Origin of the sequence: Exiguobacterium sp. RIT452 (assembly GCF_003598705.1) — a bacterium.
Lineage (GTDB): Bacteria > Bacillota > Bacilli > Exiguobacteriales > Exiguobacteriaceae > Exiguobacterium_A > Exiguobacterium_A undae.
The window spans coordinates 15,664-37,850 of record NZ_QXJB01000005.1; the positions used below are offsets into that span (position 1 = coordinate 15,664).

The 22,187-nt window shown below is 49.5% G+C and carries 17 protein-coding genes; 14 read left to right on the top strand and 3 right to left on the bottom strand.

What is annotated here, in order from left to right; all coding sequences use genetic code 11:
• The first annotated feature begins 7 nt into the window (after positions 1 to 7).
• The 5 genes from D3D03_RS11670 to ligA all read left to right on the top strand — a co-directional run bounded on the left by D3D03_RS11670 (position 8) and on the right by ligA (position 6,671).
• Positions 8 to 1,387: a TrkH family potassium uptake protein gene (locus tag D3D03_RS11670; RefSeq protein ID WP_026833961.1), complete on the top strand. Its 1,380-nt coding sequence runs from the start codon at positions 8 to 10 to the stop codon at positions 1,385 to 1,387.
• A gap of 12 nt (positions 1,388 to 1,399) precedes the next feature.
• A complete protein-coding gene (locus tag D3D03_RS11675; RefSeq protein WP_026829299.1) occupies positions 1,400 to 1,624 on the top strand; it encodes a hypothetical protein in 225 nt (74 codons plus the stop codon).
• Positions 1,625 to 1,708: 84 nt separating this feature from the next.
• Positions 1,709 to 2,392, top strand: a complete 684-nt coding sequence (gene pcrB / locus D3D03_RS11680; RefSeq protein WP_119923655.1) for a heptaprenylglyceryl phosphate synthase — start codon at positions 1,709 to 1,711, stop codon at positions 2,390 to 2,392.
• Between the two features lie 44 nt (positions 2,393 to 2,436).
• Positions 2,437 to 4,662: a DNA helicase PcrA gene (pcrA, locus tag D3D03_RS11685; RefSeq protein ID WP_026833959.1), complete on the top strand. Its 2,226-nt coding sequence runs from the start codon at positions 2,437 to 2,439 to the stop codon at positions 4,660 to 4,662.
• Between the two features lie 14 nt (positions 4,663 to 4,676).
• Complete coding sequence (ligA, locus tag D3D03_RS11690; protein WP_119923656.1) at positions 4,677 to 6,671, top strand: NAD-dependent DNA ligase LigA; 1,995 nt, start codon at positions 4,677 to 4,679, stop codon at positions 6,669 to 6,671.
• An 86-nt stretch (positions 6,672 to 6,757) separates the two neighbouring features.
• Here the strand turns inward: ligA and D3D03_RS11695 are convergent, their stop codons facing one another.
• On the bottom strand, positions 6,758 to 7,333 hold the full coding sequence (locus tag D3D03_RS11695; protein ID WP_026833957.1) for a class D sortase: 576 nt from the start codon (positions 7,331 to 7,333) through the stop codon (positions 6,758 to 6,760).
• Positions 7,334 to 7,466: 133 nt separating this feature from the next.
• Between D3D03_RS11695 and D3D03_RS11700 the strand changes: the two genes are divergently transcribed.
• The 3 genes from D3D03_RS11700 (at position 7,467) to D3D03_RS11710 (ending at position 10,865) form a co-directional block, all read left to right on the top strand.
• Positions 7,467 to 8,645, top strand: coding sequence for a CamS family sex pheromone protein (locus tag D3D03_RS11700; RefSeq protein WP_026833956.1), 1,179 nt, complete (start codon positions 7,467 to 7,469; stop codon positions 8,643 to 8,645).
• Positions 8,646 to 8,831: 186 nt separating this feature from the next.
• Complete coding sequence (locus tag D3D03_RS11705) at positions 8,832 to 9,686, top strand: MurR/RpiR family transcriptional regulator (protein ID WP_119923657.1); 855 nt, start codon at positions 8,832 to 8,834, stop codon at positions 9,684 to 9,686.
• Positions 9,687 to 9,698: 12 nt separating this feature from the next.
• The gene (locus D3D03_RS11710; protein ID WP_119923658.1) at positions 9,699 to 10,865 is read left to right on the top strand and encodes an amidohydrolase; all 1,167 of its coding nucleotides are present in this window, start codon (positions 9,699 to 9,701) and stop codon (positions 10,863 to 10,865) included.
• An 80-nt stretch (positions 10,866 to 10,945) separates the two neighbouring features.
• Here the strand turns inward: D3D03_RS11710 and D3D03_RS11715 are convergent, their stop codons facing one another.
• Positions 10,946 to 11,137: a YwbE family protein gene (locus D3D03_RS11715; RefSeq protein WP_026833953.1), complete on the bottom strand. Its 192-nt coding sequence runs from the start codon at positions 11,135 to 11,137 to the stop codon at positions 10,946 to 10,948.
• Positions 11,138 to 11,328: 191 nt separating this feature from the next.
• Between D3D03_RS11715 and D3D03_RS11720 the strand changes: the two genes are divergently transcribed.
• The 3 genes from D3D03_RS11720 to glsA all read left to right on the top strand — a co-directional run bounded on the left by D3D03_RS11720 (position 11,329) and on the right by glsA (position 15,941).
• Positions 11,329 to 12,195 carry a DnaJ C-terminal domain-containing protein gene (locus D3D03_RS11720; RefSeq protein ID WP_119923659.1) on the top strand — a complete coding sequence of 289 codons (867 nt, stop codon included), beginning with the start codon at positions 11,329 to 11,331 and terminating at the stop codon, positions 12,193 to 12,195.
• Positions 12,196 to 12,201: 6 nt separating this feature from the next.
• Positions 12,202 to 14,775 carry an ATP-dependent chaperone ClpB gene (gene clpB / locus D3D03_RS11725; RefSeq protein WP_119923660.1) on the top strand — a complete coding sequence of 858 codons (2,574 nt, stop codon included), beginning with the start codon at positions 12,202 to 12,204 and terminating at the stop codon, positions 14,773 to 14,775.
• A gap of 233 nt (positions 14,776 to 15,008) precedes the next feature.
• Positions 15,009 to 15,941: a glutaminase A gene (gene glsA / locus D3D03_RS11730; RefSeq protein WP_026833950.1), complete on the top strand. Its 933-nt coding sequence runs from the start codon at positions 15,009 to 15,011 to the stop codon at positions 15,939 to 15,941.
• Here glsA and D3D03_RS11735 read toward each other — a convergent pair.
• Positions 15,938 to 16,720 (bottom strand): CHAD domain-containing protein, encoded by a 783-nt coding sequence (locus tag D3D03_RS11735; RefSeq protein WP_119923661.1) that lies wholly within the window; start codon positions 16,718 to 16,720, stop codon positions 15,938 to 15,940. The two genes, glsA and D3D03_RS11735, sit on opposite strands and share 4 nt — an antisense overlap.
• A gap of 97 nt (positions 16,721 to 16,817) precedes the next feature.
• Between D3D03_RS11735 and D3D03_RS11740 the strand changes: the two genes are divergently transcribed.
• From D3D03_RS11740 to nagA, 3 genes are all read left to right on the top strand, one after another.
• Positions 16,818 to 18,173, top strand: coding sequence for an MATE family efflux transporter (locus D3D03_RS11740; protein ID WP_026833948.1), 1,356 nt, complete (start codon positions 16,818 to 16,820; stop codon positions 18,171 to 18,173).
• Positions 18,170 to 20,728, top strand: coding sequence for a bifunctional lysylphosphatidylglycerol flippase/synthetase MprF (mprF, locus tag D3D03_RS11745; protein ID WP_026833947.1), 2,559 nt, complete (start codon positions 18,170 to 18,172; stop codon positions 20,726 to 20,728). Before D3D03_RS11740 ends, mprF begins: the two co-directional genes overlap by 4 nt.
• A gap of 310 nt (positions 20,729 to 21,038) precedes the next feature.
• Positions 21,039 to 22,187, top strand: coding sequence for an N-acetylglucosamine-6-phosphate deacetylase (gene nagA, locus D3D03_RS11750; RefSeq protein WP_119923662.1), 1,149 nt, complete (start codon positions 21,039 to 21,041; stop codon positions 22,185 to 22,187).

Consider the following 22,187-nt stretch of genomic DNA (forward strand, 5'->3'; position numbering starts at 1 on the left):
AAGCCGGATGGATTTAGCGTTTCAACAAAAAATGCAACATTTTATTCGAAAACTGACGCCGATCCAGTCACTCGTCATTATTTATTTCGTTGCCGTCATCATCGGAATCATTATGCTTGGATTGCCCTGGTCGACACGGGGAGATTACAATTGGGACTTTACGGACCTTGTGTTCATGGCTGTCAGTTGTGTCAGCGTGACCGGTCTGACGACGGTCTCGGTCTCGGATACGTTTACGACGTTTGGTTACTTTATGATCATGATTTTGGTCCAGGTCAGCGGGATCGGCTTGATGTCGCTGCATATCGCGATGTGGGTTATCCTCGGCAAACGGATTGGTTTCCGGGAACGGCAACTTGTTGTCCGTGACCAAAACCAGACGACGATGCAAGGCGTCGTCAAATACATCCGCGAAGTCATTTTGATCATCTTATCGATTGAACTCATTGGAGCCTTGATTTTAGGCTTGTATTATACGAAGTACTTTCCGACGCTAAGTGAGGCGATGTTACAAGGATTGTTTGGTTCCGTCAGCGCGACGACCAATGCCGGGTTTGATATTACCGGAGAATCGTTATTGCCGTTTCGCGGGGACTTATTTGTCGTGTTCATGCAGATTCTGTTATTGACGCTCGGGGCGATCGGTTTCCCGGTCTTGGTTGAAGTCCGGCGCTATATCTCTTACCGGGCGACACGCCAATCAACGCGTCAACCGTACCATTTTTCATTATTCACGAAATTAACGGCTTCGACGTTCTTTATTTTGGTCCTGTTCGGAACAGCCAGCCTGCTGCTGTTTGAATGGAATCAATCCTTTAAAGGATTACCGGTCGGTGAAAAGCTGGTCGATGCCTTGTTCCAATCCGTGACGACCCGAAACGGCGGGCTGACGACGGTCGATATCACGACCTTCTCGCAAGCCTCGATTTTCGTTTTATCGATTCTGATGTTCATCGGGGCGTCGCCTTCCTCCGTCGGGGGAGGGATTCGGACGACGACGTTTGCCGTCGCCGTGCTCAGTGTCGTTGCCTTTATCCGCGGAGAGTATGGGATTAAGATTTTTGGACGTGAGATCGGACAGTCCGATATTTGGAAAGCATTTGTCGTCATCGTCGTCTCGACTGGCGTGACGATGATCGGATTGATTGTCTTATTGATCTTTGAAGATGCCCCGTTCCTGGTCCTGTTTTTTGAAGCCTGTTCGGCGTTTGGAACAACCGGATTGTCACTTGGGATTACGAGTGAATTATCCGATGTCGGCAAGTGGACCTTGTCCGTCTTGATGTTCATCGGACGAATCGGTGTCATTTCCTTTGTGCTGCTGCTCAAAGCCAACCAGCCGAAACGGAATTACAATTATCCAAAAGAATCGGTCATCATCGGTTAAGGAGGTTGCGTCATGCAACGTGCATTTTGGATCAACTTTGGTTATATCTTCATGGTTCCGGCGTTGCCGTTTCTGGCGATCGTTAACGGGCGGGCGCTCTGTTCGCCGGACTCCCCGTTACTGGATGTGCCGGTGCTTGGTTTTTTCTTGGCTGAACCCTGGGCGTTTGCCGTCCTCTATGCCTTCCTGGCCCTTGGGCTTGCCGCATTGTTGACGAAACGCCAAGTCCGGACTTGAAAGGTCTGTCCCATCTCGCTCTGCGCGGGATGGGTTTTTGTTTTATACTGGACACAGCGAATCAAAAGAGAGGGTGGAAGCAATATGTTGTTACCGTATAATGAATGGCGTCATGTCTTTAAGCTCGATCCGGCAAAGGAAATTGAAGAAGACGCCCTCCGAGCGATTGCCACGTCAGGAACCGACGCCATCATCGTCGGCGGAACCGATGACATCACGCTCGATGCGACACTTGATTTACTGATGCGATTGCGTCGTTATCCGGTGGCCGTTGCCTTGGAAGTGTCAGAGCTCGAAGCGGCGACGATGGGGTTTGATACGTATTTGACACCAAGCGTCCTCAACAGTGGAACGCTTGAGCACGTCATTGAAAAACAAGTCGAGGCACTCGAGGAAGTGGGCCATATGTTAGCGCACGCCGATCTTGTCGGGGAAGGGTATATCGTACTGAATCCTGATGCCAAGGTCGCCCGTGTCACGCAAGCCAAGCCATTGGCGGACGATACGGTCATTGCCTACGCACAACTCGCAGACAGCGTCTTCCGGATGCCTGTCGTTTATCTGGAATACAGCGGGATCTACGGTGATCCGAATCTGGTCGCCTCGGTCAAACGCGTGCTGAAGCAAGGTCGGTTGTTTTACGGCGGCGGCATCGACTCGGTCGAGCGGGCGAAAGAAATGCTGGAACATGCCGATACGATCATCGTCGGCAACATCATCTATGAGAATTTGGAAGCAGCACTTGCGACAGTCACAGCAACACGATAAAATATAAGAACAAAAGTTCGGAATATAGAAATGAGGCTATTTAGATGTTTAATTTAAGTGAACAGCTTGTCAGCGGTCTGAATCCGGAGCAAGCAAAAGCGGTCAAACATACGGACGGACCCCTGCTGATCATGGCGGGAGCAGGATCAGGAAAAACACGTGTTTTGACGCATCGCGTCGCCTATTTGATGGCTGCGAAACAAGTCGCCCCGTGGAACATCTTGGCGATCACGTTTACGAACAAAGCGGCACGCGAGATGCGTGACCGGATTTCCCGGCTCGTCGGCGGTGTCGCCAACGACATCTGGGTATCGACCTTCCACTCGATGTGTGTCCGGATGTTACGTCGGGACATCGAAAAAATCGGCTACAACCGAAACTTCACGATTCTCGATTCAAGCGACCAGCAGTCGGCGCTTAAACTTGTGTTAAAAGAACAAAACCTCGATCCGAAGAAATGGGATCCACGGTCGATGTTGTCGATCATCTCGAGTCAAAAAAACGAATTGCGGAGCGCGGAGTTTTACGCCTCGATCGTCACGAACCCGTACGAAAAAACCGTTGCTGAAATCTACAAAGGATACGAAGCCGTCTTGCGCCGCAATAACGCGCTGGATTTTGACGACTTGATCGGGAAGACGACCGAGTTGTTCAAACAAAATCCGGACGTCCTGGCGTTTTACCAACGCAAGTTCCAATACATCCATGTCGATGAGTATCAGGATACGAACAAAGCCCAATATGATCTTGTCAATCTGCTCGCAGCGGCGCACCAGAACTTATGTGTCGTCGGGGACTCGGATCAGTCGATTTACCGTTGGCGCGGAGCCGACATCGCCAATATCCTGTCGTTTGAGGAAGACTATCCGACAGCGAAAGTCATCCTGCTTGAACAAAACTACCGGTCTTCAAAACGGATTCTGGACGCGGCGAACCACGTCATTCAGAACAACAGCACCCGTAAAGATAAAAAACTCTGGACGGAAAACGCGGAAGGCGAAAAACTGGTGATCCATACAGCAGAAAACGAACGGGAAGAAGCGTTTTATATCGTTCAGGAAATCCGCAATGCCTTGCGTTACGGAATGAAATTAAACGATGTCGCGATTCTGTACCGGACCAATGCCCAGTCACGGGCGATTGAGGAAACGTTGCTCAAATCCAATGTTCCGTACAAGATGATTGGCGGTACGAAGTTCTACGACCGGAAAGAAATCAAGGATGTCTTGGCTTACCTGCGTCTGATTTCGAATCCGAACGAAGATTTATCGTTTGCCCGCATCGTCAATGAACCGAAGCGCGGAATCGGTGCGACGACGATCGATAAATTACGTGATTTCGCCGATTTGCAGGGGGTCTCCCTGATGGAAGCGATCCGTGACATCGAATTGTCGAGCATCGCCCCGAAAACGGCAGCAAAACTGACGGACTTCCGGACGATGATTCTTGGTCTGCAACAGATGCAAGAGTTCATCAGCCTATCCGAGCTGGTGGAAGAAGTGCTTGAGAAGAGCGGCTACCGTCAAGTCTTAAAAGAAGACAAGACACTTGAAGCACAAAGCCGTCTCGAGAACATTAACGAGTTCATCACGGTGGCACAAAACTTTGAAAAAGAAACGGCACAAGCGGATCCGGAAGAACAGACGATCATTGCCTTCCTGACCGATCTGACGTTGGTCGCCGATGTCGATTCCCTCGATGAAAGTGATCCGGGTGAACAAGTGACGCTGATGACGTTACACTCGGCCAAAGGTCTCGAGTTCCCAATCGTCTTCCTGATCGGAATGGAAGAAGGCTTGTTCCCGCACAGCCGTTCGTTGCAGGATGAAGATGAGATGGAAGAGGAGCGCCGTCTCGCCTATGTCGGCATTACACGCGCTGAAAAACGATTGTATCTCTCGCACGCACGAATGCGTTCGCTGTACGGACGGACGAATGCCAACCTCGAATCCCGTTTCCTCGCCGAATTACCGGAGGAAGTGCTCGAGCGTACCGGCAAAAAACCAAAACCGTTACCGTGGGAAGACCGTCCGGTACCACAAGGAAAAGCCGTCATCGGACGTTCGGTCACAAAACCGACGGCGATGAAGACGTCCGGTGCTGAATCACTCGGCTGGAACGTCGGGGACAAAGCGGAACACGGGAAATGGGGACGCGGAACGGTCGTTCAGACACGCGGATCAGGTGACAGCTTAGAAATCGACATCGCTTTCCCGGAAGTCGGCGTCAAACGATTGCTTGCGAAATTCGCACCGATCAAAAAGGTATGAGTGGAGGCACTAAGATGACAGGACAAGTACGAATCGATGAATTGCGCCAGAAACTGAACCAGTACAGTTATGAATATTACGTCCAAGATCAGCCGACGGTACCGGACAGCACATACGATCAACTGTTGCGTGAACTGACGGAGCTTGAAACCGAACATCCGGAGTTGATTACGCCCGATTCGCCGACACAACGTGTCGGCGCGGCTCCGCTTGACGCGTTCGAGAAGGTGACACATGACTTACCGATGTTATCGCTCGGGAACGTATTTGATGAGACGGAGATTCGGGAGTGGGTCGCCCGGATTGAACGGTCGCTCGGCCGTTCGACGACATATGTCGCCGAATTAAAGTTTGATGGTCTGGCGATTTCCTTAAAGTACGAAGACGGACGTCTCGTCCGTGGTGCAACACGCGGCGACGGAACTGTCGGCGAGAACATCACGCAAAATCTGCGGACAATCAAAGCCTTGCCGCTGCGGTTACGTCAAAATGAAACGGTCGAGGTACGTGGTGAAGCTTATATGCCTAAACAATCGTTCGAACGCCTGAATCAAGATCGGGCGGAACGGGAAGAAGCCTTGTTCGCCAATCCGCGGAATGCGGCAGCCGGAAGTTTACGCCAGCTCGACTCGTCGATTACGGCATCCCGTAATCTGTCGTTGTTCGTGTACGGTGTCGGTGTCAATACACTCAGCGCCCGTTCGCACAGTGAAGCGATGCTTCAGCTTGCTGATCTCGGACTGCCGACGAACAAAGAGATGCAGACGTGTGAAACGGTGGAAGATATCTTGGCGTACATTCAGCACTGGACGGTGGAACGGGCAACACTTCCGTACGAAATCGACGGGATCGTGCTGAAGGTTGACCGCTACGATGATCAAGAAGAGCTCGGGTTCACAGCGAAAAGTCCCCGTTTTGCAACGGCTTATAAATTTGCTGCGGAAGAAGTCATGACGACGGTCGAAGAAGTTGATTTCAGTGTGGGACGAACCGGAAAAGTCACGCCGCGTGCACGTTTTGCTCCGGTCGTCGTCGCCGGTTCGACGGTCAGTTATGCCACACTTCACAATGCCGATTTCATCACGGAAAAAGATATTCGTCTGCACGATCAAGTCATCATCAAAAAAGCCGGCGATGTCATTCCAGCGGTCGTCAGTGTCGTCGTCTCAGAACGGACAGGGAACGAACAACCGATTGAGTTTCCGACACACTGTCCGGCTTGTGCGTCGGAACTTGTTCGCCTCGAGGGCGAAGCGGATATCCGGTGTGTCAGTCCGGAATGTCCGGCACAACTGGTGGAAGGCATCATTCATTTTGTGTCGCGACAAGCGATGAACATTGATGGACTGGGCGAGAAGGTCGTCCGCCAATTGTACGAAAACGAAGCGATTCGGACCTTAGCCGACCTGTATCGGCTCGATCGGGAAGAATTGTTGACATATGAGCGGATGGGCGAAACCTCGGTCGAGAATTTACTGAAGGCGATTGAAGCGTCCAAGAACAACTCATTGGAACGGCTGATGTTTGGTCTTGGTATCCGATTGGTCGGACAAAAAGCAGCCTACTTGTTAGCGGAACGGTTTGATACACTCGATGGTATTGCACAAGCGGAGTACGACGATATTCTGGCGATTGACGGCATCGGCAGTAAGATTGCTGATTCGGTCACGAAATATTTTGAGCATCCGGAAGCGCAGGCCTTGATTCAAGATTTGGCTGCACTTGGACTCAATCAACAGTTCCTCGGACAACGGGTCGACCAGTCGAATGCGCCACTGGCCGGAAAGACGATTGTCCTGACGGGCACACTCGAAACGCTGAAACGTTCTGAAGCCGGAAAACGGTTGGAATTGCTCGGGGCAGACGTAACCGGCAGTGTCAGTAAAAAAACGGACATTTTGGTGGCAGGAGAGAAGGCCGGTTCGAAGCTGACGAAGGCGGAATCGTTAGGAATTGAGATTTGGAATGAAGCGCAATTGCTCGAAGAGTTAGCCAAATATGAAGGGTAATACAAGGTTGATCAAGTGGATGACCTGAATAGAACAAGGGACTGACTCAAAAGTCAGTCCCTTTTCGTATTAACGTGGACGGGGAATCACAGTGACTCCGTTTTGATCAAAGTCCCTTGTTTAATCAAACGATTGGTTGCCGTTTCCGGCGGGTCACATGTGATGAGGGTGATGGTCGCTTGTTTGACGTCTTGGTTCAAGACGGAGACATCGGTTGGTTTGACGAGCTGTGACGTCATCATCTTATACGTATAGCGGTGACTTTTTGTCGTCACGATGACGTGTGCTCCCTTTTTTAACTCCGGCAAGCGATTGAAGTGAAGTCCTTTTGTGAAGCTGCGGTGTCCCGCTAAGGCATAATTCCCTTTACCCGGTGATCCGGTCTGCTTGATATGCCCGATGCTTTGGTCAAGAATGTCAGTCGAAGCCCCTTCTAAGATGACCTGCTCAAAACCAAGCGACGGAATCGTCAGTAAGCCGGCTCCCGAAGTCGCAACCGGTTGCTTCGTTTCTTTGGCATCGACGGCTTTTAGATCCTGTGTCCAACGTTGTTTCAGTTCTTCAGCGGCAGCCTGTTTTTGATGCGATGTGTAGAGCGGCCAGATGATAAGTAAAATACCAGCGGTCAATAGAAGCAGACCTAAAATTTGTCGTCGTTTCATAAAAAATCCTTTCGTCTGCTGAAAAGCAGGGTGTACTTTTTTGAAAAACAGGGAAAAACTACACCTTCCCCGATGGAAAACTATTCTGTTATGATAGAGAGAACGATTTTAAAAACATGGGGTGCGTAAATCAATGAAATATAAAAAAATGGTGGCAGTGACGTTAACAAGTACATTGTTCCTCGGTGCGTGTTCGTTTGACTTATCACAAAAAAGCGATACAACAGAAGTCATTACAGAAAGTGAACAAGGAAAAGAAGTCCAGGCCGTCGTCAGTCCGGCGATCGATACGACAGATTCCTATTACCGGACCGTGTTACCGTTTCGACCGAGTGTTGCACGCGGTATGACACAAAAACGTGTCAGCTCGCGCCTTGAGCTGGATGAAATCGAGACCGGTCTGATGCGGCATTCGACGCAATTCTTTGATCCGGAAAAATATTATTATCAAGAAGGTCAATTGCTGGAAGCGGATCAAATCGCCCAGTGGCTTTTGCGTAAAGGGAAAGCCGGAGACGGAGTCAGTGACCCGAACGGATTAAACCCGGCGTATACGACCGGAAAAACTTACAAAGAAAAAAACCAAAAGTCTCCTTTGATTCTATCGCACATCCTCGAGCAAGACTATATGTTGGAAGAAGATAAAAAGCTGGAGCTCGGCGGGACGTCAATCGCTCTCGTCTTAAACAGTGAGTATGTCTTCCAGGATGAGAATTATGGACCAACCTACACGGTCAAGCTGGATGAGAAAAAGGTCGTCGCGCAAGGGAAACAGATGGCGAACGAACTCGTGAAGAAGATGCGAAAAACAGAAGGCATGAAAACGACACCGATTCATGTGGCGTTGTACCTGCAAGAAAATGAAGGGTCACCGGTTTCCGGTCATTACCTGTCGTCTGCTTTCATTGGACGCGGGAACCAGATCAGTGCCAACGACTGGAAAAACTATGATGAAAAGTATTATTACTATCCGTCAAGTGCTGCAACCAATGATGTCCGCGATGATGCGGCCAAGTTTGATCTGTTCAAGGACCGTCTGGAAGACTACTTCCCGAACTACACCGGCATGATGGGGGAAGGGTTTTACCAAGAAGGTGAGCTGAAAAAACTGGAGATTAAGATTCCGGTTCAATTTTACGGAAAAGCAGAGCTTGTGGCGTTCATTCAGTACGTGACGTACCTGTTGGAAAACCGTTGGGAGTACAATCGTAATGTACCGACGACGATTACCGTCACGAATCTGAACGGGGATACGGAAGCGATGCTGTTCGTCGAACCGGATACAAAAAAACCAATCGTCAAAATTCGTTGATTTCAGCATTAGAAAAGGGCTCTTTGCGTAAGCGGGAGTCTTTTTTGCTACTTAATTACATCGATGGACTTGTTTGGATTTACGAAAGCTATCTTGGAGGAGCATAATAGAAAAGAAGCATAATGCGGATCAGGCGGATTGACGCTGAATTCGTCTGTTTTAATCCATTGTAAGGGAGAGAATTGCATGAAAGGTGGTATTTTTTCACAGATTAGTGCTGTCCGCGAAGAGTTGCCCTCTTCATCACGGAAAGTCGCTGATTTTGTTTTGGCGCATATGAATGAAATTGCGGGAATGACGATTCATCATTTAGCGGAAGAATCGGGAACGAGCGCGGCAGCCGTCGTCCGTTTTTGCCGGGCGCTTGGTCTAAAAGGATATCCGGAATTGCGGATGCGGATTTCAGCCGATACGGCACGAACGGATTTGAAAGGGTATCACGATATCGAAAAAAATGAACGCCCGGCGGATCTGGTGGAGAAGACATTAAGCAACAGTATCCAAGCCTTGCAGGATACGGCGAAGCAGCTCAGTGAAAACCGGATTGCGCAAGCGACGGAAGTGTTGGATCAGGCACGGGCCATCTATTTTTATGGAATCGGGGCTTCCAACGTTGTCGCCTTAGATGCCGCACAAAAATGGACACGGGTCGGGAAGTTGACGATTCAAGAATCCGACCAACATCTCGTCGCGACGATTCTTGCGAATGCGAGTGCGGATGATGTCTTTTTTGCGATTTCTTACAGCGGGGAAACGGAAGAAGTCGTCGAATTGATTCGTCTTGCCAAGATTCGCGGTTTGAAAGTCATCAGTTTGACGCGGTTTGGGGACAACCGGATCAGTCAGCTCGCAGACATTGCGTTATGGACGTCGCGCGCACCGGAAGCCCCGTTACGCAGTGCGGCTCTCAGTTCCCGGTTGGCACAGTTGTTTGCGATTGATGTCTTGTTCTTGTCCTATGCGGCAGTACATTATGACGATACGATTGAACGGCTTCAATATACACGGGAAAGCGTGAAGATGTTGCACAGCAAAAAATAGGAGGCGTACATAATGAAACAGACAGTGGAAGAGATGGTTGAGCAGTTATTTCCAGTCATGGTTGAACGGCGTCGTTATTTACATCAACACCCCGAACTGTCGTTTCATGAGGTCGACACACCACGGTTCATTGCCGAACGATTAACGGATCTTGGGATTGAAGTCCGAACCGGAGTGGGCGGACGGGGTGTCGTCGGGACAATCCGCGGTGGTCAACCGGGCAAAACGGTTGCGTTGCGGGCTGACTTTGATGCTTTGCCGATTCAGGATGAAAAAGAAGTCGACTACCGGTCGACGGTTCCCGGTGCCATGCATGCCTGCGGTCATGACGGTCATACTGCCACGTTGTTGGCGGTTGCGGAAATCCTTGTCGGTCAAAAAGAACACTTGGCGGGAAATGTCGTGTTGATTCATCAACACGCGGAAGAAGTCGTCCCGGGTGGAGCGCGTGACATGATTGCCGATGGTTGTTTAGACGGCGTCGACGTCATTTTCGGGACACATCTCTGGTCGACGACGAAGCTTGGTACGATCGGTTACCGCGTCGGTCCGGTCATGGCGGCAGCTGATAAATTTGAGCTGACGTTATTTGGCCGCGGCGGACACGGGGCGAAACCACACGAAACGATTGATGCCGTCGTACTTGGAGCAACCGTCGTCAAGGAACTGCAAAGTATCGTCAGCCGACGACTTGACCCGTTGCAACAAGCTGTGTTGACGATCGGTACCCTTCATGCCGGGAACACGTTTAACGTCATCGCCGACAGTGCGGAATTGACCGGAACGATTCGGACGTTTGACCCGCTCGTCGCCGATCAGATTGTCAGTGAGATGGAGCGGACGATCAAAGGCGTCTGTGACGCGGCAGGGGCAACGTACGCGTTTCGGTACGAAAGAGGTTATCCGGCGGTCGTCAATCATCCGGCGGAAACGGAGCTGGTTCGCGCCGTCGCATCGGACGTCGTCGGAGCAGATCAGGTCTTTGAGATTGCACCGACGATGGGCGGCGAAGACTTTGCCTATTACTTGCAACAGGTTCCGGGGACGTTTTTCTTTACCGGTGCAGGTGATGAAACGTTTTATCCGCATCACCATCCGAAATTTGATTTTGAAGAACAGGCGATGCAATATGCCGCCCGGATTTTAATCGAAGCGACGAAACGTTATCTGGCGGAATGAGCCGTGAAAAAGACACCCGTTTTTTGGTCTATCACCAAAAAACGGGTGTCTTTGATATAGAGGGTGTCATGTACGGATGATTATAAAATTTCTTGAACCCGACCGACTTGCCCATCTTCGAGACGGACTTTGATACCGTGCGGGTGGTTCGGAGACTTCGTCAACAAATCTTTGACGATGCCTTCCGTCCGTTTACCTGTCCGTTGATCCTGTTTTAACACGATACTGACTGTTTGTCCGATTTTGACGTCGGCTCGTTTTTTCCCATCCATGTCTTAATCGCTCCTTTTTAGTGATGATAGTTGTCAGTATATCATGCTTCTCCGAGCGAAACTTGTTTGAGGAAAATCCGTAAAGTGAAAAGAACAAAAGAATCGTTCTAAAAAAGTTTGACTATATTTGACCAATGGACTGACCAATTCTATAATTAAGATACAGAACAAAAGTTAAAGGAGTGATCAGAGTGGCGAAAGATTATTATCGAACGCTCGGTGTCGAGAAGACAGCCTCGAACCAGGAAATCAAACGAGCGTACCGGAAGCTGGCAAAACAGTTTCATCCGGACGTCAACCAAGAGGCAAGCGCCGATCAACGGTTTAAAGATATTCAAGAAGCGTTTGATGTCCTCGGGGACGAAGAAAAACGGGCACAATATGACCGCTACGGCAGTAACTTCGAACGGATGGCTGGAGCGGGAGCGGGACAATCGGCAGATTATGACGATCTGTTCCGTCAATTTAACGGACGTCAATCACGACCGACCGGATCAGCCGGGCAATCGTTTGGATTTGAAGACATGTTTGGCTCCTTCTTCAGTCAAGAGGAAGAAGCGACCGACGAGGAACTCGAGTTGACCGTTCCGCTCAGTCATCTCAGCACGAATGAGAAGGTGACGATTCGTTTAGCATCCGGTGCGATTCAAATGAGTCTCCCAAAAGATTTATATGACGGTAAAAAAGTCCGGTTGCGCGGAAAAAGTTCGATGCGGAACCGAAAAGGTGTTGCCGGGGACGTGTATGTAACGATCCACCTCAAAGATGATGATCGTTTCCGCCGTCAGGAAACAGATGTCATCTCGACCGTTCGCGTCTATCCGACGGTATTTGTCCTAGGAGGCGAAGTGGTAGCGGATACGTTGGAAGGAAAACGGGTGAAGCTGAAAATCAAGCCGGGCACAAAACCGGGGGCACGTCTCCGGATTCCGAATCGTGGACTCAGCAATCGAGAGGGTCACCGGGGAGCCTTGCTTGTTCAACTGGAAGTAAAACTTCCGGAAATGGATCCAGCGTTTTATGAAGAATGGGAAAATCGTTTATCTGTGAAGGAGTGACGTGAAATGGATTTCGAAAAATTGACAGATCGCGCGCATGAGGCAATCGTATCGGCACAAGCGATTGCCAAACAACGTCGACACAGTGAGATTACGGAATGGCATCTCTTACTCGCCTTACTTTCTCAGGAGGAAGGAATTGCCCGCATCGTTTTTGAGAAGCTCGACCAACGGATTGATCAGTTGGAGACCGGAATCAACGAAGCAATCAGTCGATTACCGGCACTTGCTCAATCCTCAACTCCGCGCATCAGCAACTCATTGCTGCAAGTCTTGACGGAAGCGGAAACAGAAGCCAGATTGATGCAGGATGAGTATGTCTCGGTTGAACATTTGCTGATGGGGCTGATCAAGCAATCAAGTCCGGCGACCCAGTACTTGCGGAGCCAAGGCGTGACGGAACAGCTGCTTCGTGAAGCCATCATTGAGATGCGCGGGAACCGGAAAGTGACGACCAAAAATCCTGAAGCGACCTTTGATGTCCTCAAGAAATACGGACGCGACCTCGTTGCTGATTTTCGGTCGGGTAAAACGGATCCTGTCATTGGACGGGATGATGAGATTCGCCGGGTGATCCGCATCCTCAGCCGCAAAACAAAAAATAACCCTGTCTTGATCGGGGAGCCGGGCGTCGGGAAAACGGCAATCGTCGAAGGACTGGCACAACGGATTGTCCGGGGCGATGTGCCGGAAAGTCTGAAGAACAAACAATTGTTCAGTCTCGATATGAGTACGCTTGTCGCCGGTGCCAAATACCGGGGCGAGTTTGAAGAACGGTTGCAGGCCGTCCTGAATGAAGTGAAAGAAGCGGAAGGTCAGATTCTGTTATTCATTGATGAACTGCATACGATTGTCGGAGCCGGAAAGACGGACGGGGCAATGGATGCGGGGAACATGTTAAAACCGATGCTTGCCCGCGGAGAGTTACATTGTATCGGAGCTACGACGCTGGATGAGTATCGTAAATACATCGAAAAAGATCCGGCACTCGAACGCCGGTTCCAACAAGTCCTTGTTGCGGAACCGGATGTCGAAGATACGATTTCGATTTTACGCGGCTTAAAGGAACGTTTTGAGATTCACCATGGTGTCCGGATTCATGACAATGCCCTCGTCGCAGCAGCGATCCTGTCAGATCGCTATATCACGGACCGGTTCATGCCGGATAAAGCGATTGATCTTGTGGATGAAGCCTGTGCGATGATTCGGACCGATATGGAATCGATGCCGGCAGAACTCGACTCGTTGGTCCGACGGGTGATGCAGCTCGAAATCGAAGAGGCGGCACTGAAAAAAGAAACCGATGACGCCTCACGCAAACGACTCGAGATTTTACAACAGGAACTCAGTTCTGTCCGCGAAGATGAAAGTGCACTCCGGACACGTTGGCAACGTGAAAAAGACAGCTCGCAAAATGTCCAACAATTGCGGGCGGATCTTGAAAAAGCGAAATTGGCCCTGCAAGAAGCAGAAGGACGATATGATTTAAATACAGCGTCTGAAATCAAGTACGGTCAGATTCCGGCACTTGAGAATCAGTTGAAAGTAGCGGAAGAATCGGCAGAGCATGTGTCGCATGAATTAGTCCGTGAGGCGGTGACGGACGAAGAAATCGCAGATATCGTCTCGAAGTGGACAGGAATTCCCGTGAGCCGTTTGGCACAAGGGGAACGAGAAAAGCTGTTGTATCTGGAAGAGACGCTTCATGAACGGGTCTTCGGTCAGGATGAAGCGGTCCGGCTGGTCTCGGACGCCGTCATTCGGGCACGGGCTGGCATCAAGGACCCGAATCGTCCGATCGGTTCCTTCTTATTCCTTGGTCCGACCGGTGTCGGGAAAACGGAACTGGCGAAAGCACTTGCCGCAGCGATGTTCGACAGTGAAGACCACATCGTCCGGATTGACATGTCGGAGTATATGGAAAAACACAATGTCTCTCGTCTCGTCGGTGCGCCTCCGGGCTACGTCGGTTACGAAGAAGGCGGTCAGTTGACGGAAGCCGTCCGCCGCAGTCCGTATTCGGTTCTGTTGTTTGATGAAATTGAAAAAGCACACGGCGACGTCTTTAACATCCTGTTGCAGGTCTTGGACGACGGCCGTTTAACGGATGCCCAGGGACGGGTCGTCGATTTTAAAAATACGATTGTCATCATGACGTCGAATATCGGAGCGAACATTTTGCTCGAAGCGGCGAAGGATGGGGAAATCGATGCGGCGGAAGAGGAAGCTGTCCGCCAGGAATTGAAAAATTATTTCCGGCCGGAATTTTTAAACCGGATTGATGATACGATTCTGTTCCATCCGCTTCATCGGGCGGAAATCGAACGAATCATTGATAAAGCAGTCAGCAAAATGAGTGAGCGTCTGTCGGGTCGCGAGATTACGATTGATGTGACGGAAGCAGCAAAAACGTTGATTTTCAATGAAGCCTTTGAACCTCAATATGGTGCGCGCCCCATCAATCGTTATATTCAACGGACGATCGAGACGAAACTCGCACGCGCCCTAATCAGTGGAGCGATTCAAGACGGTTCACACGTCGCGATCGATACAGACGGGACAGAATTGATCATTCGCTAAGGACTACAAGCAGGAGGCTGACTCACAAGTCAATCTCTACACAAACGAGGGTGGCAGATGATAAGTCTGCCACCCTCGTCTTGTTCAGAAGGAATCACTCCCTTGAGGAAAGCGCATGCTTCCTTTTTGAGGTGGTCCCTTTTTTGACGACGACCGTTGAAAAAGAAGAACGGTCATATCTCGTTTCCAAAAAGCATGATAAGCTAGTGAAAACGACAGGAAGAGGGACTTTAATGAACGTAACGCAACAACAACTAGAAGAATTAATTGCGGAATGCCGTCCGTACACGGTGCTCGGGCAAGTGGCAAGTTATATTCCGGAACTGGCAAAGTCGGAACCGACACAGCTCGGAATCGCGGTTTGTAATGCAGACGGGACGTTTGTGTCTGCCGGTGATGCGGAAACGATGTTTACGTTACAAAGTGTTTCCAAAATCATCACACTGGCCTTTGTCTTAGAGACGTTCGGCGAGGATTATGTGTTCTCGAAAGTCGGAATGGAACCGACCGGCGATGCGTTCAACTCGATTGCGAAACTCGAGGAGACGATTCCGACGAAGCCGCTTAATCCGATGATCAACGCAGGGGCGCTTGCCGTCACGAGTATGTTGCCGGGAGAAGATGCGGCGGACAAGTTAAATCAACTGCGTCAATTCATTGCCGATCTGCTCGACATTGAACTGGATATGGTCAAATATGATGCGGAAGTCGCGAAATCTGAATTTGAAACGACGGATTTGAACCGGGCGTTGCTCTACTTTATGCGTTATCATGGAGTCATCGAAGGAAACGTTGAGGAAATCATCGACGTGTATACCAAACAGTGTGCGATTTTAACGAACTGTAAGGGTCTGGCGATGATGGGCAAGATTTTAAGCCAGTCCGGGAAAACCCCTTCGGGAAGACAAGTCATTTCCCGTCGGAATGCGCGGATCATCCGGGCAATCATGACGACTTGCGGCATGTATGATGCTTCCGGTGAATTTTCGGTTCAAGTCGGATTACCCGGAAAGAGTGGTGTCTCCGGCGCAATCGTCGCATGTGGTCGAAGTGATTTCGACATGGCGGATCTTGGCATCGGTATCTTCGGACCGGCATTGGATTTGAAAGGAAATTCAATCGCCGGAACAAAAATGCTTGAATTGCTTGTCCAACGCCATCCTTAAGCGAACGAAAGTTGATCGAGCATCTTCGCTAACTTTCGTTCGAGACGTGCGACTTCTTTGGTTTGGTCCGGCTCTTGCGCGACCGGTGGGCTGAAGAGGCGCCAGCGTTCTAAACGGTTGTACGTATCGTTGACGTCACCGAGTTGAGTCTGAATACGTTTAAGTCGGTCGACAGTGGTCTTTTGGACATCCGTGTAAGGACGCAAGTATTCTACCGTATACCTGTAGAACTTCGTCGCAAGACGCAGTTCGTGCATCATCTGAATCCGTTTTGACCCTTCCTTGTGTTGGACTTTTTCATAGTTCAATTTCTTTTTATCGAATCGTTTTTCAGCAGTTTGAAGCAGCTCCTTTTCATGGATACGTTTCAACTGTTTGGTCAAAGGACCTGCCAGGAAGCGGCGGACCGAACGATCCAGTTCGTTTGAAATCAACAGATGCATCGTTTCAATCAATGTCGCGCGTTTTCCTTGCAACTGCAAGGCAAGATGTTCGGCAAACAATTGTTCAATCGGTGATTTGACGGATTGTTGGCTCAGTTGGACGTCCAAATCTCGGACTTGCCCGAACGCATGCATCAGACGTTTCCAAATGAGATAAATCGGTTCTTCCGTTTGATCGAGTAATTTGGCGAACGTAATCAATTTCCGCAGACGAATCCGGGCCTGGTGTACATCCTCCGGATTTTTAAAGGTTTGTGCTTCTTTGGCATAATGATTAAACGTCGACCAGGTTTCCAGCAATTCAAAGGTTAAATTTTCGACATCACGATGATTCATCTGAATCCCTCCTTATGTGTTTTACGTAGAACAGACGACGGCAATGACCGTTGATTAAAAATAGGGCGAATGTGTTGCCCTGGAATGTGGTGGAACAATGTTAGAGACAACTACGCTATCCGGAAAGATTCAGCAATTCATGAAAATCTTCTTTCCGATTCTGGTCACACAGGTAGCGTTTTACTTAATTAGTTTTTTTGATACTGTCATGGCGGGTCGTTACGGATCAGCTGATTTGGCGGGTGTCGGCGTCGGAGCCAGTTTGTGGGCGCCTGTTTATACCGGATTGACCGGTATTTTATTGGCTGTTGCGCCACTCGTCTCCCAGGCGATGGGTGCCCGGAAGGAACGGGAAGTCAAACGAATCGTCATCCAGGCCCTGTATGTGTCGGTCGTCATCATTTTGCTGACGGTTGTCCTTGGATTTTTACTCGTCAACCCGATTTTAAATCAGATGGAGTTATCCGATACCGCGCGCCACGTGGCTCGTGTCTATCTCATCATGTTAGGTTTTGGTATCATTCCGATGTTTGTCTTTTTTGTCCTGCGTACCCTGATTGATTCGTTAGGGAAGTCAAACATCACGATGACGTTATTATTATTCTCTTTACCCATTAATGTCGCTTTCAATTATCTGTTCATCTTCGGAAAGTTTGGTTTTCCTGAGCTGGGCGGAATCGGTGCCGGAGTGGCGACGGCCATCACGTACTGGATTTTATGTCTCGCGGTCATCGGCGTCGTCTTAAAAGGAGAACTGTTCCAACGTCTCGGGATTCTCCGGCGTTTCTACAAACCGGATCTCAAGCGGATCAAGGAATTGGTTTTACTCGGTGCACCGATCGGATTGGCGATTTTTTCAGAAGTCAGTATCTTTTCGGCTGTCACGTTGCTGCTCGGCGCTTACGGCGATGTCGTCATCGGGGCCTATCAAGCTGCAATCAACTTTGCTTCCTTCGTCTATATGATTCCGCTCTCTGCCGCCTCGGCATTGACGATTACGGTTGGATTTGAGGTAGGGGCAAGACGAGTCAAGGATGCCGTGCAATATGTCTGGATCGGTTTGTTGCTGTGTCTCGCCGTCTCTTTATTTTCAGGAGCATTGCTCTACGTTCAAAACGAACAGATTGCGGCTCTTTACAGTAATGATCCGGCTGTCATCAAAATGGCTGCCCACTTCATGATCCTCGCGATTTTCTTTCAGTTATCGGATGCGATCGCCGCTCCGACCCAAGGAGCGTTGCGCGGCTTCAAAGACGTTAATGTCACCTTCATTTTGACGATTACCGCTTACTGGGTCATCGGCTTGCCGCTTGGATTCTACTTTGAGCGTTTTACGGCGCTTGGACCAGACGGGTATTGGTGGGGACTGATCATCGGACTTGCCGTTGGCGCCGGTCTTCTGTTACTCCGCTTAATGCATCTCGTCAGAAAATCGAAGGAGGTTGCAGAATGAAAATCAACAAACAACGCATCATCACGATTGCCAAAGTCATTTTGCCGATCGTCTTGATTGCTTTCATTTTCTATCAGGGACAAAACGAATTAAAAAGTTTGTCGTTGAAAGAATCGATTCGGGCGATTCAGCAAATTCCGTCTTGGGAATTTATTTTATTGATTCTCGCGGGATTGGCAGCTGTCGCGACGATGTTCTTTTATGATGTGTTCTTATTACGCTCCCTCCAAGTTAAAGTGCCGCTTGGGTTGATATTTCGGGCGTCGTGGATTGCCAATTCGTTTAACGGCATCATCGGTTTCGGGGGACTGGCGGGGATTGGTGTTCGTTCAGCGCTGTATCGTCCCTTTGTCGAAGGGACCCGGTTGCTGAAAGCGATCGGATGGATGGCACCGACATTGATCAGTGGACTATCCATCTTGTCTGCCCTGTCGTTGCTGAACATTTTCCCGGCATTTGAAGTGTTGGATCTGAAAAAATGGTTATGGCCGGTCATTATCGGTGTGGCCTTTTTCTTCCCGGTTTATCTGTTGTTTACGTTCCGGCGGGGGAGCAGCAGCATCCGTCCGTCTTCGATTGCCCTGTATTCATTAGTGTCACTCGCGGAATGGTTCAGTGCCGGAGTCGTCGTCTACTTCATCTTGGCGGCGCTCGGAACGGATGTCAGCTTTTCGAAAGTCATCGGCGTCTTCATCATTGCAGCGACAGCTGGATTGATTTCGATGGTTCCCGGAGGATTTGGTTCGTTTGACTTGGTCTTTTTGATTGGAATGCAACGGGCTGGTGTCGAAGAAGGAATCGTCTTGACGGGACTGTTGATTTATCGACTGGTCTATTACTTGATTCCGTTTGTGATTGGTGTGATTTTCTCGGCACGTGAATTCAGTGGTCCGGTCGTCAAAATGATTGAAGACAAACCGATCGTTGGACCGTCCGTTGAAGTCGGGGGAGTCATCTGGCGGCTTCAATTACGCTTTTTAAGCAAGGTGCGCCACTTTACGCTCGCCTTGATTACGTTACTTGCCGGAATCACGATTTGGGGACTGGCGATTTTACCACCTAACTCCACTCAATACGAATACCTGGAGGCCCGTCTGCCGCATGAGTTATTATTGCTTGCCAACAGTTTCTTCTTAATGGGCGGTCTTCTGTATGTGTTACTCGCACCCTCCTTATACCGGCGGACAAAACGTTCGTTGTATATGGTGTATGGCGCATCGGTCTTTGCCTTGATCGGGATGGCTCTCCGTGGATTTAATCTGATTTCGTTGTCCGTCGTTCTGCTTGTTCTCATTCTGGTGATGATGTCGCGGAACGCGTTTCAACGGGAACGGACGTTGATCACGACGACACGGCTGATTCGTTCGGCCATTGCCGGATTTTTATACATCGGGGGTTTCATCTTTTTTGGATACGCCTTTTATACACTCGGTTCTGCAGATGGAACAAAAGTTTATCCGGCACATGAAATCTTTATGTTCGCGGCGAGTGCCTCGATCTTTGCCCTGGTCTACACGCTTGTGTTCATCCGTTTGTTCAATACATTTAATCAACCGGTCTTGGGAGAGAAATTGGATGAACAAAAAGTGCGACAGGTTTTGGCAGAGCAAGGGGGAAATTACTTAAGTCATCTGGCTTTCTTAGGGGACAAACGCTTTTTCTTCTCGGAGTCGAATCGTTCGTTCATCCAGTTCAGTCAGACGGGCAATCGAATCATGATGCTCGGTGATCCGAGCGGTGATCCGGAAGAACATTCACAACTGATTGCCTGCTTTTTACGCCGTGTCGAAGACTTGGGCTATATCCCGAACATCTATCAGATTCAAGCGCAAAATATGTCGCTCTATCACGATTTTGGCTTCAACTTCTTTAAACTGGGTGAAGAAGCGATCGTCGATATTACAAGCTTTACGGTCTCAGGGAAAAAACGGGCCGGACTGCGCTCGATTAAAAATCGTTTTGAGCGGGAGGAAATGACGTTTGATGTTATTTCGCCTCCCTTTACAGAAGAGTTCCTGCACCAATTGCGTGATGTCTCGGATGAGTGGTTAGGTGGAAAGTCTGAAAAAGGATTTTCGTTAGGCTATTTTAAGGAAACCTATCTGAACCAAGCGCCGATTGGTGTGATGCGGGATGCAGAGGGACAGATGCTTGGGTTCATGACCTTCATGCCCGCTTACCAAGAAGGTGTTCTGTCGATTGATTTGATGCGTTTTCGTCCGGACGGACCAAACGGCATCATGGACGCGATGTTCATCCGCTTGTTTGATTATGCGAAAGACAACGGCTATCATACATTCAATATGGGGATGGCACCGTTATCGTCAGTCGGAGAAGACGAGACGTCCTTTTGGCAGGAGCGGGTTGCAGCAGACGTCTTTAATAACATCCGGTATATGTACAGTTTCACCGGCTTAAGACGGTACAAAGAAAAATATGATCCGAAGTGGGAAGGACGTTATCTCGCTTACCGGAAACGCCAATCTTTGACGATGGCGATCCTGAAAGTAACACGTCTCATCTCGAAGAAAAAAGATCGGATTTTATTGCCGTAACGACTCAAGAAGGATTGCTTCCGAGGCAGTCGCTATACAAAATAGGACTGACTCAAAAGTCAGTCTCTCCAAAGGTAAGGGTGGCGGAATGATAATCTGCCACCCTTACCTCGTAAAAAAGAATTACTCGCGTTACACGCAACTCCTAGAGGAAAGGGCGTGAAAAGACGAGTGATTCTTTTTTGAATCATCTTCATTTTTCTATTCACGGTTAAATGTATAAAGGTCTATACAACTAGAATCAATCGCGTTATACTGAGGAAGAAGAAACATTGACGGCCGGAATCATGAACCGAAAGGGAGCGAAAACATGACAAGTATCATTCATGCAGAAATTTATACAGGTCAGACGATCATTCACGACGGCTACATCCGATTCGATCATGTCATCGAAGAAATCGGTGAGATGACGGAGTATATTCCACGTGAAGAGACAGTCATCGATTTAAAAGGAAAACGGTTGATACCGGGCATGATTGATATTCATGTCCATGGCGGATACGATGTCGACACGATGGATGCGAGCCGGGAAGGATTGGTTCGTTTCAGTGAAGCGATGCTTGCGGAAGGTGTCACTTCCTTTTTTGCGACGACGATCACTCAAGACTGGGACCAGATTACGAAAGCCTTGGAAGTCGCGGGAGAGGTCATAGCTTCTCGCCAAACGACGATGGAGGGAATCCATCTCGAAGGACCGTTCATCAATCCGGAATATGCCGGTGCACAGCCTTTGGAATACATCGTGGAACCGAGCGTCGAACAGTTCCTGAACTGGCAAGAGGCTTCCGGTAATCAAATCAAACTGGTCACGTATGCGCCGGAACGACCGGGCGCACGGGCATTTGAAGCAGCCGTCCGAGAAACAGGGGCGATTCCTTCTGCCGGTCATACAGACGCGACGTTTGAACAAAATCGTTCTGGTGCGGTCACGCACGGAACACATCTTTACAATCAGATGCGGGCCTTGCATCACCGTGAACCGGGGACGGTCGGGTACTGTCTGTTAGAGCGGACGGTGTTCGCCGAGATTATTCCGGACGGCATCCACAGTTCAAAAGAGATGGTCGAATTCGCTTACCGGATGAAAGGTCCGGAACGATTGACAGTCATCACTGATGCCATGCGGGCAAAAGGTTTAGCGGACGGAGAGTATGAATTAGGCGGACAGGCGGTATATGTGAAGGACGGAGCTGCGCGGCTCGCGACTGGCAATTTAGCAGGAAGTGTCTTGACGATGGACCAGGCGCTTCGCAATATCATTGCGTTTACCGGCTGTTCATTGGAACAAGCCGTGCAAATGACATCGGTCAATCAAGCGGAAGAGTTTGGTCTGACACAAAAAGGGCGGCTTGAACAAGGCAAAGATGCGGATTTTGTCGTGTTGAGTGCTGATTTGGAAGTGGAACAGACGATTCACCGCGGGACGATTCATCGATTCAAAGGACAAGAGGGGGAATAA